Annotated in this window: 18 protein-coding genes; 5 read left to right on the top strand and 13 right to left on the bottom strand. The window is 62.1% G+C overall.

Going from position 1 to position 13,462, the window contains the following annotated elements:
• Positions 1 to 5: 5 nt before the first annotated feature.
• From recA to V2B23_RS00860, 7 genes are all read right to left on the bottom strand, one after another.
• Positions 6 to 1,043 (bottom strand): recombinase RecA, encoded by a 1,038-nt coding sequence (recA, locus tag V2B23_RS00890; RefSeq protein WP_033234999.1) that lies wholly within the window; start codon positions 1,041 to 1,043, stop codon positions 6 to 8.
• Positions 1,044 to 1,234: 191 nt separating this feature from the next.
• Positions 1,235 to 1,429 (bottom strand): DUF3046 domain-containing protein, encoded by a 195-nt coding sequence (locus V2B23_RS00885; protein ID WP_033235000.1) that lies wholly within the window; start codon positions 1,427 to 1,429, stop codon positions 1,235 to 1,237.
• Positions 1,430 to 1,476: 47 nt separating this feature from the next.
• Positions 1,477 to 2,640 carry a glycosyltransferase gene (locus tag V2B23_RS00880; protein WP_430948612.1) on the bottom strand — a complete coding sequence of 388 codons (1,164 nt, stop codon included), beginning with the start codon at positions 2,638 to 2,640 and terminating at the stop codon, positions 1,477 to 1,479.
• A 32-nt stretch (positions 2,641 to 2,672) separates the two neighbouring features.
• Positions 2,673 to 4,217, bottom strand: coding sequence for a glycerol-3-phosphate dehydrogenase/oxidase (locus V2B23_RS00875; protein ID WP_430948611.1), 1,545 nt, complete (start codon positions 4,215 to 4,217; stop codon positions 2,673 to 2,675).
• Between the two features lie 4 nt (positions 4,218 to 4,221).
• A complete protein-coding gene (locus tag V2B23_RS00870; protein WP_430948610.1) occupies positions 4,222 to 4,860 on the bottom strand; it encodes a TetR/AcrR family transcriptional regulator in 639 nt (212 codons plus the stop codon).
• 65 nt (positions 4,861 to 4,925) lie between these two features.
• Positions 4,926 to 5,639, bottom strand: a complete 714-nt coding sequence (locus V2B23_RS00865) for a PIG-L deacetylase family protein (protein WP_430948609.1) — start codon at positions 5,637 to 5,639, stop codon at positions 4,926 to 4,928.
• 18 nt (positions 5,640 to 5,657) lie between these two features.
• Positions 5,658 to 5,834 (bottom strand): hypothetical protein, encoded by a 177-nt coding sequence (locus V2B23_RS00860; RefSeq protein ID WP_378661164.1) that lies wholly within the window; start codon positions 5,832 to 5,834, stop codon positions 5,658 to 5,660.
• Between the two features lie 230 nt (positions 5,835 to 6,064).
• Between V2B23_RS00860 and V2B23_RS00855 the strand changes: the two genes are divergently transcribed.
• The 3 genes from V2B23_RS00855 to V2B23_RS00845 are packed head-to-tail and all read left to right on the top strand — an operon-like array spanning position 6,065 to position 7,951.
• Positions 6,065 to 6,661 (top strand): biotin transporter BioY, encoded by a 597-nt coding sequence (locus V2B23_RS00855; protein WP_430948608.1) that lies wholly within the window; start codon positions 6,065 to 6,067, stop codon positions 6,659 to 6,661.
• A 7-nt stretch (positions 6,662 to 6,668) separates the two neighbouring features.
• Entirely contained in the window at positions 6,669 to 7,349 is a 681-nt protein-coding gene (locus V2B23_RS00850; protein ID WP_430948607.1) for an energy-coupling factor ABC transporter ATP-binding protein, read from the top strand.
• Positions 7,346 to 7,951, top strand: coding sequence for an energy-coupling factor transporter transmembrane component T family protein (locus tag V2B23_RS00845; protein ID WP_430948606.1), 606 nt, complete (start codon positions 7,346 to 7,348; stop codon positions 7,949 to 7,951). Before V2B23_RS00850 ends, V2B23_RS00845 begins: the two co-directional genes overlap by 4 nt.
• A 12-nt stretch (positions 7,952 to 7,963) precedes the next feature.
• Here the strand turns inward: V2B23_RS00845 and pspM are convergent, their stop codons facing one another.
• The 5 genes from pspM to pgsA form a co-directional block, all read right to left on the bottom strand.
• On the bottom strand, positions 7,964 to 8,746 hold the full coding sequence (gene pspM, locus V2B23_RS00840) for a phage shock envelope stress response protein PspM (RefSeq protein WP_430948605.1): 783 nt from the start codon (positions 8,744 to 8,746) through the stop codon (positions 7,964 to 7,966).
• A gap of 105 nt (positions 8,747 to 8,851) precedes the next feature.
• Positions 8,852 to 9,664 carry a PspA/IM30 family protein gene (locus V2B23_RS00835; RefSeq protein ID WP_033234841.1) on the bottom strand — a complete coding sequence of 271 codons (813 nt, stop codon included), beginning with the start codon at positions 9,662 to 9,664 and terminating at the stop codon, positions 8,852 to 8,854.
• 166 nt (positions 9,665 to 9,830) lie between these two features.
• Positions 9,831 to 10,220, bottom strand: coding sequence for a helix-turn-helix domain-containing protein (locus tag V2B23_RS00830; RefSeq protein ID WP_430948604.1), 390 nt, complete (start codon positions 10,218 to 10,220; stop codon positions 9,831 to 9,833).
• A gap of 146 nt (positions 10,221 to 10,366) precedes the next feature.
• Positions 10,367 to 10,864 carry a CinA family protein gene (locus V2B23_RS00825; RefSeq protein WP_430948603.1) on the bottom strand — a complete coding sequence of 166 codons (498 nt, stop codon included), beginning with the start codon at positions 10,862 to 10,864 and terminating at the stop codon, positions 10,367 to 10,369.
• Positions 10,865 to 10,867: 3 nt separating this feature from the next.
• Entirely contained in the window at positions 10,868 to 11,515 is a 648-nt protein-coding gene (gene pgsA / locus V2B23_RS00820) for a CDP-diacylglycerol--glycerol-3-phosphate 3-phosphatidyltransferase (protein ID WP_430948602.1), read from the bottom strand.
• Between the two features lie 120 nt (positions 11,516 to 11,635).
• Here pgsA and V2B23_RS00815 point away from each other — a divergent pair, with 120 nt between their 5' ends.
• Together V2B23_RS00815 and V2B23_RS00810 are read left to right on the top strand one after the other, a co-directional pair.
• Positions 11,636 to 12,160 (top strand): amino-acid N-acetyltransferase, encoded by a 525-nt coding sequence (locus V2B23_RS00815; RefSeq protein ID WP_378661185.1) that lies wholly within the window; start codon positions 11,636 to 11,638, stop codon positions 12,158 to 12,160.
• Between the two features lie 31 nt (positions 12,161 to 12,191).
• A complete protein-coding gene (locus V2B23_RS00810; RefSeq protein WP_430948601.1) occupies positions 12,192 to 12,473 on the top strand; it encodes a YciI family protein in 282 nt (93 codons plus the stop codon).
• Positions 12,474 to 12,479: 6 nt separating this feature from the next.
• Here V2B23_RS00810 and V2B23_RS00805 read toward each other — a convergent pair whose 3' ends face one another.
• Entirely contained in the window at positions 12,480 to 13,454 is a 975-nt protein-coding gene (locus tag V2B23_RS00805; RefSeq protein WP_430948600.1) for a TerC family protein, read from the bottom strand.
• Positions 13,455 to 13,462 lie beyond the last annotated feature (8 nt).

Genomic DNA, 13,462 nt, shown 5'->3' with positions numbered 1-13,462 from the left:
AGGGATCAGAAGTCGGCGGGAGCTTCATCGGTAGCGGTGACATCGGCACCGATACCCAGCTTTTCCTTGATCTTCTTCTCGATCTCGTCACGGATGTCGGTGTTCTCCAGCAAGAACTTTCGAGCGTTTTCCTTGCCCTGACCCAACTGGTCACCTTCGTAGGTGTACCAGGAGCCGGACTTACGGATGAACCCGTGCTCGACACCCATGTCGATGAGCGAGCCTTCCTTGCTGATGCCCTGGCCGTAGAGGATGTCGAACTCGGCCTGCTTGAACGGCGGAGCGACCTTGTTCTTGACCACCTTGACGCGGGTGCGGTTACCGACTGCGTCGGTGCCGTCCTTGAGCGTCTCGATACGGCGGATGTCCAGACGGACAGATGCGTAGAACTTCAATGCCTTACCACCGGTGGTGGTTTCGGGTGAACCGAACATCACACCGATCTTCTCGCGAAGCTGGTTGATGAAGATGACGGTGGTGCCCGAGTTGTTCATGGCACCGGTGATCTTTCGCAGTGCCTGGCTCATCAAACGAGCCTGGAGACCAACGTGGCTGTCTCCCATTTCGCCTTCGATTTCGGCGCGGGGAACAAGTGCGGCCACGGAGTCGACAACGATGATGTCGAGGGCGCCGGAGCGGATCAACATGTCGGTGATCTCGAGCGCCTGCTCACCGGTATCGGGCTGGGAGACCAGCAGTGCGTCGGTATCGACACCCAACTTGGCCGCGTAATCCGGATCGAGTGCGTGCTCCGCGTCGATGAATGCAGCGATACCGCCATTGGCCTGCGCATTGGCAACCGCGTGCAGGGCAACGGTGGTCTTACCCGAGGATTCCGGGCCGTAGATCTCGACGACTCGACCACGAGGCAAGCCGCCGATACCCAGCGCGACATCGAGCGCGATGGAACCCGTGGGGATCACCGCGATGGGCTGGCGAACGCCTTCGCCCAAGCGCATCACCGAACCCTTGCCGAAATTCTTGTCGATCTGCGCCAACGCGAGGTCGAGCGCCTTGTCCCGATCTGGTGCCTGTGGTGCCATCGTGATCCCCATTCTCAAGTCTCTTCAGTGGTGTTGCGATCAGAGTAGATCCGGCTACCGACAAACTTTTGATTCATCGTTCCGACCCACTCGAACCCTGCATGCGGAAGCGGCAGTTACCACCGAACACACTCAGCATAGACGAACATCTGTTCGAAACACAGGCAAGGATCGAACATTGCCGAAATAAACTAGCGACGCGACGGTGGCACGTCGAATTCCGCGCACAACGCGCGCCACACCTCGCGGGGGTCCTGGCCTGCCTCGATAGCCTCTGCGGCAGTCAGCCCGCCAAGGCTCAGGATGACGTGGTCGAGCAGCATCGAGTCACCTCGTACCTGCCCGAACTCTTCTCGTACCAATTCGTGAAACTCGGTCAATCGCACGGGCGCCACGGTAGTCCACCCAGGCAACTGTGCACACTCCGTACAGGTCAGGCCGCCGCTCCCCCGGCCATAACTTCCCGGCACACCGCTACCGGGTCGCGGACGTCGGATGCCGTTGCCGCGGCAATGCCGGCCGCCTCGGCAAAGCTGCGCTGGGAAAGAACCTGCAGCACCGCATCCCTGATGGATCCGGCATCAGCCGGTCGCACGATCACCGCACTACCGGCGCGAGCGGCACGATTCGCCAACTCCCACTGATCGCCGCCGCCCGGAACGACAACCGTCGGCACGCCGGCCGACAGAGCCTTTGCCAGCATTCCGTGCCCACCTCCGCACACCAGAACCGAAGCGTCACGCAGCATCACGTCCTGACGGCCGAGTCCGGCACGAACCCAGTCCGGATACAGCGCGTCCGAACCGTCGAGAACAGACGCGATCAGCCTCAGGCCGGACCCTTCCAGGCCGTCGACGGTCTGCTCGAGCATTCCCACCGCGCCGGTGTGCGCGGTCGACGGCGCCACCATGACCAACGGTTCCGAACCGGGCGGCGGTTCCAGAATCTCGCGAGTCGGTTCCCACAACAACGGGCCGACTACGTGCGCGTGGGCAGGCCAATCCGGCCGCGGAACTTCCAATGCGGGAATCGTCGCGATCAAACGCGCATGAGGACCTGGATCCACGGCGGGAAGTCCGACTCCGACTCGTGCATCGGATCGCTGAGCCAGTCCTTGCTTGATCGAACGACCCGTTGCCGCTCGCATCACGGTGTCGCGCAGGCGTCCGCGCAGCCCGACACCGGGAGCCAACCCGCTGCCGATAGGCGGTAGACCACGGGACGGCGAGTACAGCGGATGAGGTGAGAGCTCCACCCACGGAATCCCCAGTCGCTCGGCAGCCAATCCGCCTCCGGCAGTGAGGATGTCCGAGACCACTAGGTCCGGGGCTACTGCTTTCAGATCGGGCAGCAGTTCGGTCGAGATGTATGCCGCCCGCGAGTGAATCCGCGCACCGGCGTCAAGGTCGTCGTCGCCGGGCCTCGGCGCCAAGCCTTTGAGGGGTTCGGTGTTCACTCCCGCGGCACGAGCCTTCTCCACCCATCTCGACCCCGTGAACAGGATCGGCTCGTCGCCCGCGGCGATCAGCGCCAGCGACAACGCTATTGCGGGAAAAGCATGACCCGGGTCCGGCCCGGCAACAACGGCTACTCGCACCGCATCAGCGTGTCACACGCCACAACGACCGGTCATACCGCCCGGATTGCCCGCTCTGCCTCCGGCAAGGCACGTTCACGGTCGGAAGCCACCAGTCCGATACGCGTCCGACGATCCAGGAGATCGTCCACGTCGAGCGCCCCCTCGTGAGACACCGCGAAGGCGAGTTCGGCGGCGCAGATATCCAGCCCGGCTACCTGACGAAGTCCGTCATCGCCCACCCCGACCACCGCTTCGGCTTCGGTGCCGTACCGCGCCACCAGCCCGGCGGGCGCTCGAACCTTGTCCAACACGGCGCGCGACGCGGCACCGACCAACGGCACGTTGCGCGTTCGGCACGGACCCGCGTTCAATCCGCCCGCTTCTACGGCGCAGTCGACGGCATCTTCCGCCATCTTGCGATATGTCGTGAGCTTGCCACCGACCACCGTGATCACATCGGTTGCCGACCGGACCACCGCGTGATTACGCGACAGGTCCGCAGTCGATCCCCCGCCGGTATCGAGCAACGGTCGCAAACCCGCAAATGTCCCGAGCACATCGGCCCGGGTCAACGGAACTTCCAAAGCCGTATTGACCGTAGCGAGAAGGAAATCCACTTCCGCGTCCGACGCTTGCGGCACGTCGGGCACGGGGCCGGGCGCCGCTTCGTCGGTCAAACCGAGATAGATCCGGCCGAGTTGCGCCGGCAACGCGAAGACAAACCGATTGGTCTCACCCGGAATCGGAACCGTCAGTGCGGCAGTGGGATTGCCCAGCGATTTCGCGTCGAGCACCAGATGCGTGCCGCGACTCGGACGCAGGGTGATACTGGGATCCACCTGATCAGCCCACACACCCGTCGCGTTGACCACGCTCCGAGCCCGCAACAGAAACTCGGTTCCGGTCAACTCGTCCCGCAACGTCGCGGACGTACCGGACACCTCGTAGGCACCCACCCTGGTCAGAATCCGGGCACCGAAAGACGCTGCTGTGCGGGCGATGTTCACAACCAGTCGAGCGTCGTCGATCAACTGACCGTCGTAGGCCGTCAACGCACCACGAAGGTCCGCCTGCCGTACCGCCGGAACCAACTCGCGTGCCCGAGACGCGCTCACCGCGCGCGAGCGAGGCAACACCGACGACGGTGTCCGAGCCGTTGCCCGCAACACGTCGCCGGCTAGAAATCCGGTGCGCACCAAAGACTTTCCGAAGAACGACGTCTGCGGGAGCAACGGTACGAGTTGCGGCATCGACCGTACGAGATGCGGCGCCGTTCGAGTCATGAGGATTCCGCGTTCGACTGCACTCTCGCGGGCAATACCGATATTTCCCGACGCAAGATACCGAAGTCCGCCGTGAGCGAGCTTGGAACTCCACCGACTGGTACCGAAGGCCAGGTCGTGCTTGTCCACCAACACCACGCTCAGGCCACGCGTCACGGCGTCCAATGCCACACCGACACCGGTGATTCCGCCGCCGATAACGAGAAGATCCACAGAACTTCCGCGTGAGAGTTCATCCCACTCGCGGGTCCGACGGGCGGCGTTGAGCGCCGACGGATCGGCATTCGGTGCAGTGCGATCGCTGTCGGCCATCGCTCTAACCGTCCGTTCCTGCAGTCGGCGTCAGGTACGCCGACACCGCAATTCTCAACTGCTGCACCGCTGCATCGGCAGAAAGTCGATCCTGCAGTGTCGGTGCCGAGAACACCACCGACTGCGCCATCAGCAACATCATGGACGCTATCTCGTCGGCATTTCCGTGACGAATCGATCCGTCCTGCTGCCCAGCTGTGACCACAACAGTCATCAGTTCGAGTATCGACTTCTGGCTGGCACCAATGCGATCCACGATGTAAGTGGTCAACAATTCCTGATCCGTCGACCGGATCTTCACGAACAACGGATGATCGCGGATCTCGGCGACAACGTCGACCACTGCGGAGAGAAGAAGATCCCGAGCCGAACCGGTCGTCTGCATGTCGGGGAGGACCGCCCGAATTTCGCGAGTAAGGAGGTCTGCGACAACTGCTCTGGTATCGGTCCAGCGCCGGTAGACCGTAGGCCGGCTGACGCCGGCGCGCCGTGCGATCTCGGCCAACGTTGTGCGCTGCATACCGAAATCGAGCACGCACGATCGCGCGGCATCAAGAATGAGATTGTCGATCGCGAGGTTTGGATTGCGCTGACCGTCGCCCTTTCGCGGCAGGACTTGATCATCTGCGTTACGGATTGCCATCGTGTGTAACACGCTACCCGACGCGCCGTCTGGCAGCGCGACTAGTACACGGCGTGTTCCTACTATCAGAAATAGTACAACTCGAACCCGACCGCACGGTCGGCCTCGAAACCGGGTTTCGGCCCCGACACCATGTCGATCTGAGCCTGCGCCTGCACGCGTACCGGAATCTCACTCAGTGCAGCCAGATACCGTGAATGCTCCGCCAGGGAATCCACCGCCCGCGCGACCGTTGTACTCACGTCGACGCCGTGAGTCGGTGTCATCGAACTCACGGCAACCCACCGAACTCCGGTCCACGGTTCGAGGCCACCGTCCGACAGTTCCGGAAAGATCCACTCGTTGGCCGCGTCCGCGGTCGCGTCCAGGACACTGATTCCCAACGCTCGATGATCGGCGCTGTTGAGGTAGCCAGGGCCCCAGGTGTTCGAGAAGTTCATCGTTACTACGAGTTCCGGCCGATGCCGCCTGATCGCGGCTGCCAACACGGAACGCAATTCGAGTCCGGCAATCAGTCGACCATCCGCAAGACCCAGGAACTCGACTTCACTTACTCCGACAACAGCGGCGCTGCGACGCTCTTCTGCCTCGCGGATGGGTCCGGACTCCGCCGGTGGCAGTCCCGCAATCCCGGCTTCCCCGCTCGTCGCGAGTACGTATCTGACGTCCTTGCCTTGATCCGTCCAGCGGGCTACCGCGGCAGCTGCTCCGTACTCGATGTCATCCGGATGGGCGACGACCACCATCGCGCGCTGCCAGTCCTCGGGGAATGGTTCCATACCGCACGATTGTGCCTGTCACATCCGTGAAACGGGTGAGTTTTCATCATTGCTCGACATCGCCTTCACCAGGAAGTAGATGCCGACGCCCAGCGCGCCGACCACCAGAATCCAGAACAGACCCTTGATCAACGCGCCGACTACTGCGAGCGCAATCCACACGAGGACCACAGCCAACACGATCTTCCAGAACATGACGTACCTCCACTTACCGTGAGCTTTCGGACTGGCCTAGAGAATGTCCGTGACACCAGCCTGACACGTTCGGTCGGACAAAGCAGCAGCTCATCGGCAAGATCAGGTAAAGATCAGGGTTCACCCTGATCAACCATGACGAGACTGGGCATGCATCCAAAACGCCCGCGATTCGCGCTGACGTAGACTCGCGAAGTTCCATCCAGTACGCCCTAAGGAGCACGTTCGCCGTGTCTACCACCCGAATTCCGGCCCGCGATCTCGCGCACGTTGCAGTGTTCGCGGCCCTCATCATCGCGTTGGGTCTGCCGGGGGCGATCAACATCGGGATCTCCGGTGTGCCGATCACCCTTCAATCACTCGGTGTGATGATGGCCGGTGCGCTCCTCGGGCCTCGCAAGGCCGTACTGGCGGTGCTGACCGTGATCGCACTCGGCCTGGTCGGGCTACCGGTGCTCGCCGGCGGGCGGACTGCATTAGTTGCGCTGTCGAGTCCCACTGCCGGGTTCTTGATCGGCTGGATACCTGCGGCGTTTGTCATCGGATGGCTGACGACGAAGATGCTCCCGAAGTACCGAATCATTCCGGGAATCGGCATCAACCTTCTCGGCGGTGTCGTAGTTCTCTACCTGTTCGGAATCGCCGGAATGATGATCCGTGGACACATGACCTTCCTCGCCGCGTGGACCGCCAACGCCGCCTTCATCCCCCTCGACGCCGCGAAAGCCGTTGTCACCGCGGTGGTCGCCGCTCAGGTCCATCGCGCGTATCCGGCACTGCTTCGTGACAGCGTCGCCGCACGCGCAAAAACAGCAGTGGCGAACTGATTCCTCGATGAGCGAGATCATCTTCGACGGCGTCGGACACAGTTTCGGCGAACGCACCGTGCTCGAACGTGTCGACCTGGCACTGACCGAGCAGCGCATCGGGATTGTCGGTGCAAACGGAAGCGGCAAGTCGACGCTTGCCCGCATGATCAACGGATTGGTGGTTCCGGCAACCGGTTCCGTCCGTATCGACGGTTTGGATACCGCCAAGAAGGGACGCGACGTACGCAAGCACGTCGGCTTTGTGTTCACCGATCCCAATCATCAGATCGTCATGCCGACCGTCGCTGAGGACATCGAGTTTTCCCTGCGGCGAAGCGGACTCGGCAAGGCTGAACGGGCCCACAAAGTCTCGTCCGTCCTCGAGCGCTTCGGACTGGCGTCACACAGCGACCATCCCACCCATCAACTGTCCGGCGGTCAGAAACAACTTCTTGCCCTGGCCGCCATCATGGTGACCGAGCCGAAGGTTCTGGTGGCGGACGAACCGACAACGTTGCTCGATCTGCGCAACTCTCAGCTCATCAGCTCTGTCTTCGCGTCCCTCACACAGCAGTTGATCGTGGTGACCCACCAACTGGATCTGCTCTCGTCGTTCGATCGGGTGCTGGTGATCGATCGCGGCCTTGTTGTTGCCGACGGCCCGCCGGCGAAATCCGTCGATTTCTACCGTTCCCTCGTCTCGTGACCACACTCGGCCACTATCGCGCCGGCACGTCGATACTGCATCGGACGCGGCCGGGTTACAAACTTCTCGCGCTGATTGTCGCAATCGTTGCGGTATCGGTATTCGTGCGCAGCCCTTGGCAATTGGTGCCACCCACCGTTGTTGTTGTTGCGCTCTACGTGGCCGCGCGTATTCCGTTCCGCATCGCAATCGCCCACCTGCGCCCGGCATTGTGGATGCTGTTGTTCATCGGCGGATTCCAGATTCTCGTCGCAGGATGGGAGCGCGCGGCCGTAGTCTGCGGAGTTCTGATTCTCTCGATTGCGCTGGCCGCGCTCATGGGTCTGACCACCCGCATTTCGGAAATGCTCGACGCCATCACGGCTTTCCTCACTCCGCTGCGCCGATTCGGGGTCAATCCCGAAAGAATCGCGCTCTTGCTGGCGATGACCATCCGGTGCATCCCGTTGATGTTCGAGGTCATCACTCAAGTGTCCGAAGCACGCAAGGCCCGCGGACTCGGGTTCTCGCTGCGATCCTTTGCCGTTCCCGTCATCATCGGAACCCTCATGACCGCCGACGCGATGGGTGAGGCACTGGCTGCTCGCGGGGCCGACGACTGAACCTGAGCCAGCTCAGCGATATTTCTGGGTGATCTCGTCAACCTCGCCGATCGCGTCGGCCAGGCTGGACAGACGCTCTGCGGCCGCATGCAGAGCCGACAACTCACGGTTGAATCCCACCAGGGCAGACGGGGTGTGCGGCGCCGTCAAGGTGGCCGCTGAATTGACGAGATCCTCGTACTGACCGAGTCCGGCCTGCAGTTCGCGAACTGCACCTTCGATAGTCGGTTCGAGTGTCTCGGCAACCTTGGGGGTCGATGTCACAGCCCGTTCCATCGACGCGATGTCGCTCGACACCGCAAACATCGCGCGCAATGCGGAATCTGCAGTAACTGTGATCTCGTCGAGTTCGCCGGGATCGATGGTGTCTGCGCGTCGCAGCACACCAAGAATCTCGAACAGCGACGTTTCTGCTCCGACCAGTCGTGACATCGGAATGAACGCGCGCGAGGACGACGGTGGCAGGCGACGCCGGATCGGAGCGGGCGGAGGCCCGGCGTTCATCGACCGGTAGCGCCCGACCGCGACAACAGCAGGTACCGCAAACAGGGCTGCTCCCCCACCAGCGACAACAACGGACCAGTCCGGCGCCGACGCCACCGCAAGTCCGGCGGTGCCGATCACAGTTCCACCGGAGATGAATCCCCAGCGCTGAGCGCGTCGCCTCGCACGTGCTCGTTTGCGCTCGAATTTTGCCCGCGGATCCTGCCACCGCCGTGCCGCCTCCGCAGCCGACGCCGTCACTTCGCGGAGCGAATCCGCCGTACGGCCCAGCGCACCGAATGCGCCGGACATGGAAACAGGGACGGCCGACCTGGGCTCTCGCTCAGGCCGGCCACCTCGTGAAGAAAACATCAGTGCGTCGAATCGTGTATCTCTGGAAAACTGCAGACCGTCGATCTACTGGCCGGTGGTTCCGGCAGCAGGCGGCTGCTTTTCGATGGATGTAGGCGCAGGTGCTGCCGCAGTCCCACCGGACGGCAGTGCTTCGCCCTTCATGGATGCGCGAATCTGCTCGAGTCGGCTGTGCCCGGCCATCTGCACGGAAGCCTGCTGGACCTCCATCATCCGACCCTGCACCGAGTTCTGGGCAAGTTCGGCCGAGCCGAGGGCATTTGCGTAGCGACGCTCGATCTTGTCCCGAACGGCGTCCAGGCTGGGCGTGTTGCCGGGTGCCGACAGCGTGCTGTCCATGGATCGCAGCGACTCGCTGACGCGTTCCTGCATCTTGGCCTGCTCGAGCTGGCTGAGCAGCTTCGTGCGCTCGGCAACCTTGGCCTGAAGCGTCATCGCGTTCTGTTCGACGGCCTTCTTCGCCTGCGCAGCAGCCTGCAAAGACTGATCGTGCAGCGCCTTGAGATCCTCGACACCCTGCTCGGCGGTGACCAGCTGAGCGGCAAAAGCCTCAGCGGCATTGGTGTACTGGATCGCCTTGTCGTTGTCGCCCGCAGCGGCAGCCTGATCGGCGAGGTTGACGGCCTGACGCGCGTTGGCGTTGAGCTTTTCGACCTCGTCGAGCTGACGACTGAGCTTCATTTCGAGCTGACGCTGGTTACCGATCACCGACGCGGCCTGCTGCGAGAGCGCCTGGTGCTGACGCTGCGCGTCCTCGATCGCCTGCTGGATCTGGATCTTCGGATCGGCGTTCTCGTCGATCTTCGAATTGAAGAGCGCCATCAGGTACTTCCAGCCCTTGACGAAAGGATTAGCCATGGGTTTGATCCTGCCTCCATCTGATGCGCCGCGCGCTACGCGACCCGGTGAACGACCGTCGCACACCGAAACTCACCAATACATCAGGGCTGCGCTCCAACTGCCCTGACCCTGCACTGCCATACCGGTATATCTACAGAATCTATAGGGTTCAACCGGCCAGTAGCTACGCAGCAGCCAAACTGCGCGCGTTGGGCGCCGGAATCACCACCCGGGTATCCCGAGCGATGGACGGCGAACCGGACACCTGTGCCGACACAGCAGCAGCCGCACCGGAAGTCGCGGCACCGGAAACCGGACGACCGAGCGCAGAGTTGGACTTCTTGGTGGCCAGAGTTTCACTGACGTCGACCAACACGTCGGACAGCGGTACGGCAAGCGCATCGCAGATCGCGGCCAGCAGTTCACTCGACGCTTCCTTGCGTCCACGTTCCACCTCGGACAAGTAGCCCAAGCTCACACGCGCACTGTTCGACACCTCACGTAGCGTGCGACTCTGCGAAACGCGCGTACGCCGGAGACTGTCACCGATTGCCTCACGCAATAGCAGCGCCATCTCGCTCCTCCTTCATCCGTCGTGCCGGGCCTGTCATCTCACAGGTCCGCACCGTCACCTGGCCACATCGGTACCGTCTCGACACCGCGGCTGTTGCACACCTTCACAACAGTCAACGTTCGAACTCGACCGATTGGTTCCCGAGCCTATCGTGCCCGGCGCTCTTCAACACGATCACATAACCGCGACACGGCTGCCGCGACTGCAGCGATTCGAATATCCCACCGCTCTCCTGTCAACGACAGACGCTCACACAGAGTTCCGTCAGGCCCGGCAATCCCCAAGAACACCGTGCCGACCGGGTTCCCGTCCTGTTCGGTCGGACCCGCCACGCCGGTCAGTCCGACACCCCAATCGGCGACGCAACGAGTGCGGGCACCGTCGGCCAGAGCCATCGCCGTGGATGCGGAAACCGGGCCGCCGCGCGCCAACGCATCTGGATCTACGCCTGCCAGCGTCGCTTTCAGATCGGTTGCGTACACCACCAGGCCGCCGCGCAAGACTTGGCTCGATCCGGGAACCGACGCAAGCGCAGCGGTGAACAGGCCGGCCGTCAGCGACTCGGCAGCGGCGACGCTCTCCCCCGCAACCACCAACGCGGCGACGAGTTCGCCGACTCCGAGGTCGAGCAGCGGATCGCGCACAGGTCAGTGTCCGTCTCGTTCGGCAAACCGGACGCCGGCCCGCAATCTGATGGCTTGAACAACATATTCGAGGCCGGTGACGACGGTCAGCACAACCGCCGCGGCCATCAGGAGCCAGCTGACCACGTCCCAACTGCTCGGCAAGGGGCACAGGTAGAAACCGATCGCTACGGCCTGGACGAGGGTCTTGAGCTTTCCACCCTTGCCGGCAGGAATCACAGCATGGCGGAGCACGGCAAACCTCAGCAGCGTGATTCCGAGTTCGCGGGCGATGATCACCCCGGTCACCCACCACGACAGATCGCCGAGCATCGACAACCCGATGAGCGCAGCGCCGATCAGCGCCTTGTCCGCGATGGGATCCATCAACTTGCCGAAGTCGGTGACCAGTCCGTACTTCCTGGCCAGCTGGCCGTCGATCCGGTCAGTCACTGCCGCGACGATGAAAATCGCCATTGCGCCCAAACGCCACGACGTCGTCTGACCGTCGTCGACAAACAGCACAACGAGAAAGACCGGAACAAGAACGATCCGAATCATCGTCAAGATGTTCGCGATATTGAAAAGTGGGACAGGTTTGTCGGCCGGTGTTTCTCCAGTGGGTCCTACAGCAGCCCTATGGGCATCTGCTTGATCACGCGGGGAACTCATCGGATCACCGCATGGAAGGCGGGCCGAACCCGGACGGTGACCGGGCGGGCGAGGTATTTCGTGGAGCGGACAGGCACGCGACTCAGAATATCGGTAGACCCATTGACTAATGTGCACCACATGACTTCCACCGCGCCGAACGACACCGAGAGCCACTTGATCGTGCGGCGGGCACGAACATCCGACGTCCCGGAAATCAAACGCCTCATCGACATCTATGCCGGCAAGATCCTGCTGGAAAAGAACCTGGTGACGTTGTACGAGGCTGTGCAGGAGTTCTGGGTTGCCGAAAAGGACGGCCGAATCCTGGGTTGCGGGGCGATGCACGTCCTATGGGCGGACCTCGGTGAGATTCGCACTGTGGCAGTCGATCCGACCGTCAAGGGCCAGGGAGCGGGATTCCAGGTGGTCGACAAACTGATCGAAGTTGCACGCGAGTTGGAATTGGAGCGGCTGTTCGTGTTGACCTTCGAGACCGACTTCTTCCACCGCCACGGCTTTGTCGAAATCGAGGGAACTCCGGTCACCGCCGAGGTCTACACCGAGATGTGCCGGTCTTACGACGCCGGTGTCGCCGAGTTCCTCGATCTCAGTTACGTCAAACCCAACACCCTCGGAAATACCCGTATGCTTCTGACGCTCTGATCGGTTCACTCACATCCCGAAAGCGGTCCCGATGTCGTTGTTCCTCGTCGAATACACCTATGACCCCGCAAAAAACGCCGAGCGTGACGCCCTCCGCCCCGATCACCGGGCATGGCTCGGTGATCTTCTCGAGCGTGACATCGTCGTGACGTCCGGCCCGTTCGCCGACGGCCTGGGAGCACTCATCATCGTCGACACGGCAGACGCCGACACCGCGGCACTTCTGTTCACGCACGATCCGTTTGCCAAAGCCGATCTGGTCGCGAATACCCGGATCACCGAGTGGGTTCCGGTGCTGGGTCAGTTGGCCTGAACCGACTCATGTGCGGTCGCGGGTCTTCATCAGGCTCGCGATCGTGGTCACGGCCAACACACCGATGATGACGGACAGGGACAACGCCGTCGAAATCTCGGGCACACTGACGTGTTCACCTCCGTTGACAAACGGCAGCGTGTTCTCGTGCAATGCGTGCAGGACAAGCTTGACGCCGATGAACGCGAGGATGATCGACAGCCCGTACGAGAGGTAGACCAACCGCTCGAGCAGTCCGCCGATGAGGAAATACAGTTGCCGTAGGCCCATCAACGCAAAGGCGTTGGCGGTGAACACGATGTACGGCTCCTGGGTCAGACCGTAGATCGCCGGGATGGAATCCAGCGCGAACAACACGTCCGCAAATCCGATGGCGATGAGCGCCAACATCAACGGCGTAATGACACGCTTGCCGTCGATCCGGGTAATCAATTTGTCGCCGTCGTACTCCTCGGTGGTGGGCAGCACACGCTTCACAATGCTGATGATGCGGCTGTCACGTTTCTCTTCGGCTTCCTTCTCGTGCCCGTGGTCGCGGACCAACGTGTACGCGGTGTGGATCAGGAAGGCTCCGAAGAGGTAGAACACCCAGCTGTAGGCATTGATCGCCGCGGCGCCCACCGCAATGAAAATCCCTCGCATCACCAGTGCGAGCACGATTCCGATCAGCAAGACCTTCTGCTGGTACTGGGGCGGCACCGCAAACGTCGACATGATGATGACAAACACAAAAAGGTTGTCGACGGACAGCGCCTTCTCCGTGACGTAGCCGGCAAAGTACTCGCCGCCGTACGTCGTCCCCCAGATCCACATCACGATCAGACCGAAAATTATCGCAATCGAGATGTAGACCGTCGACCAGAAGGCCGACTCACGGAAGGTCGGCGCATGAGGCGTCCGGACATGGGCGAAGAAATCGAAGACAAACAGACCCAGTATCACCACTATCGTGATAACCCACGTCAACGGTGTCACATGCACGAGCAACC

Origin of the sequence: Rhodococcus sp. 24CO (genome assembly GCF_050586165.1) — a bacterium.
GTDB lineage: Bacteria > Actinomycetota > Actinomycetes > Mycobacteriales > Mycobacteriaceae > Rhodococcus_F.
The sequence above is the reverse complement of the archived record's forward strand: the minus strand, read 5'-3'. Positions and strand labels throughout refer to the sequence as shown.

Excerpts from the sequence above, each read along its gene's own strand:
- recA (WP_033234999.1), bottom strand. The coding sequence starts at position 1,043 with ATGGCACCACAGGCACCAGATCGGGACAAGGCGCTCGACCTCGCGTTG.
- V2B23_RS00875 (WP_430948611.1), bottom strand. The coding sequence starts at position 4,217 with ATGGCCGACAGCGATCGCACTGCACCGAATGCCGATCCGTCGGCGCTC.
- V2B23_RS00870 (WP_430948610.1), bottom strand. The coding sequence starts at position 4,860 with ATGGCAATCCGTAACGCAGATGATCAAGTCCTGCCGCGAAAGGGCGAC.
- V2B23_RS00865 (WP_430948609.1), bottom strand. The coding sequence starts at position 5,639 with ATGGAACCATTCCCCGAGGACTGGCAGCGCGCGATGGTGGTCGTCGCC.
- V2B23_RS00860 (WP_378661164.1), bottom strand. The coding sequence starts at position 5,834 with ATGTTCTGGAAGATCGTGTTGGCTGTGGTCCTCGTGTGGATTGCGCTC.
- V2B23_RS00850 (WP_430948607.1), top strand. The coding sequence starts at position 6,669 with ATGAGCGAGATCATCTTCGACGGCGTCGGACACAGTTTCGGCGAACGC.
- pspM (WP_430948605.1), bottom strand. The coding sequence starts at position 8,746 with ATGTCCGGCGCATTCGGTGCGCTGGGCCGTACGGCGGATTCGCTCCGC.
- V2B23_RS00835 (WP_033234841.1), bottom strand. The coding sequence starts at position 9,664 with ATGGCTAATCCTTTCGTCAAGGGCTGGAAGTACCTGATGGCGCTCTTC.
- V2B23_RS00830 (WP_430948604.1), bottom strand. The coding sequence starts at position 10,220 with ATGGCGCTGCTATTGCGTGAGGCAATCGGTGACAGTCTCCGGCGTACG.
- pgsA (WP_430948602.1), bottom strand. The coding sequence starts at position 11,515 with ATGAGTTCCCCGCGTGATCAAGCAGATGCCCATAGGGCTGCTGTAGGA.
- V2B23_RS00815 (WP_378661185.1), top strand. The coding sequence starts at position 11,636 with ATGACTTCCACCGCGCCGAACGACACCGAGAGCCACTTGATCGTGCGG.
- V2B23_RS00810 (WP_430948601.1), top strand. The coding sequence starts at position 12,192 with ATGTCGTTGTTCCTCGTCGAATACACCTATGACCCCGCAAAAAACGCC.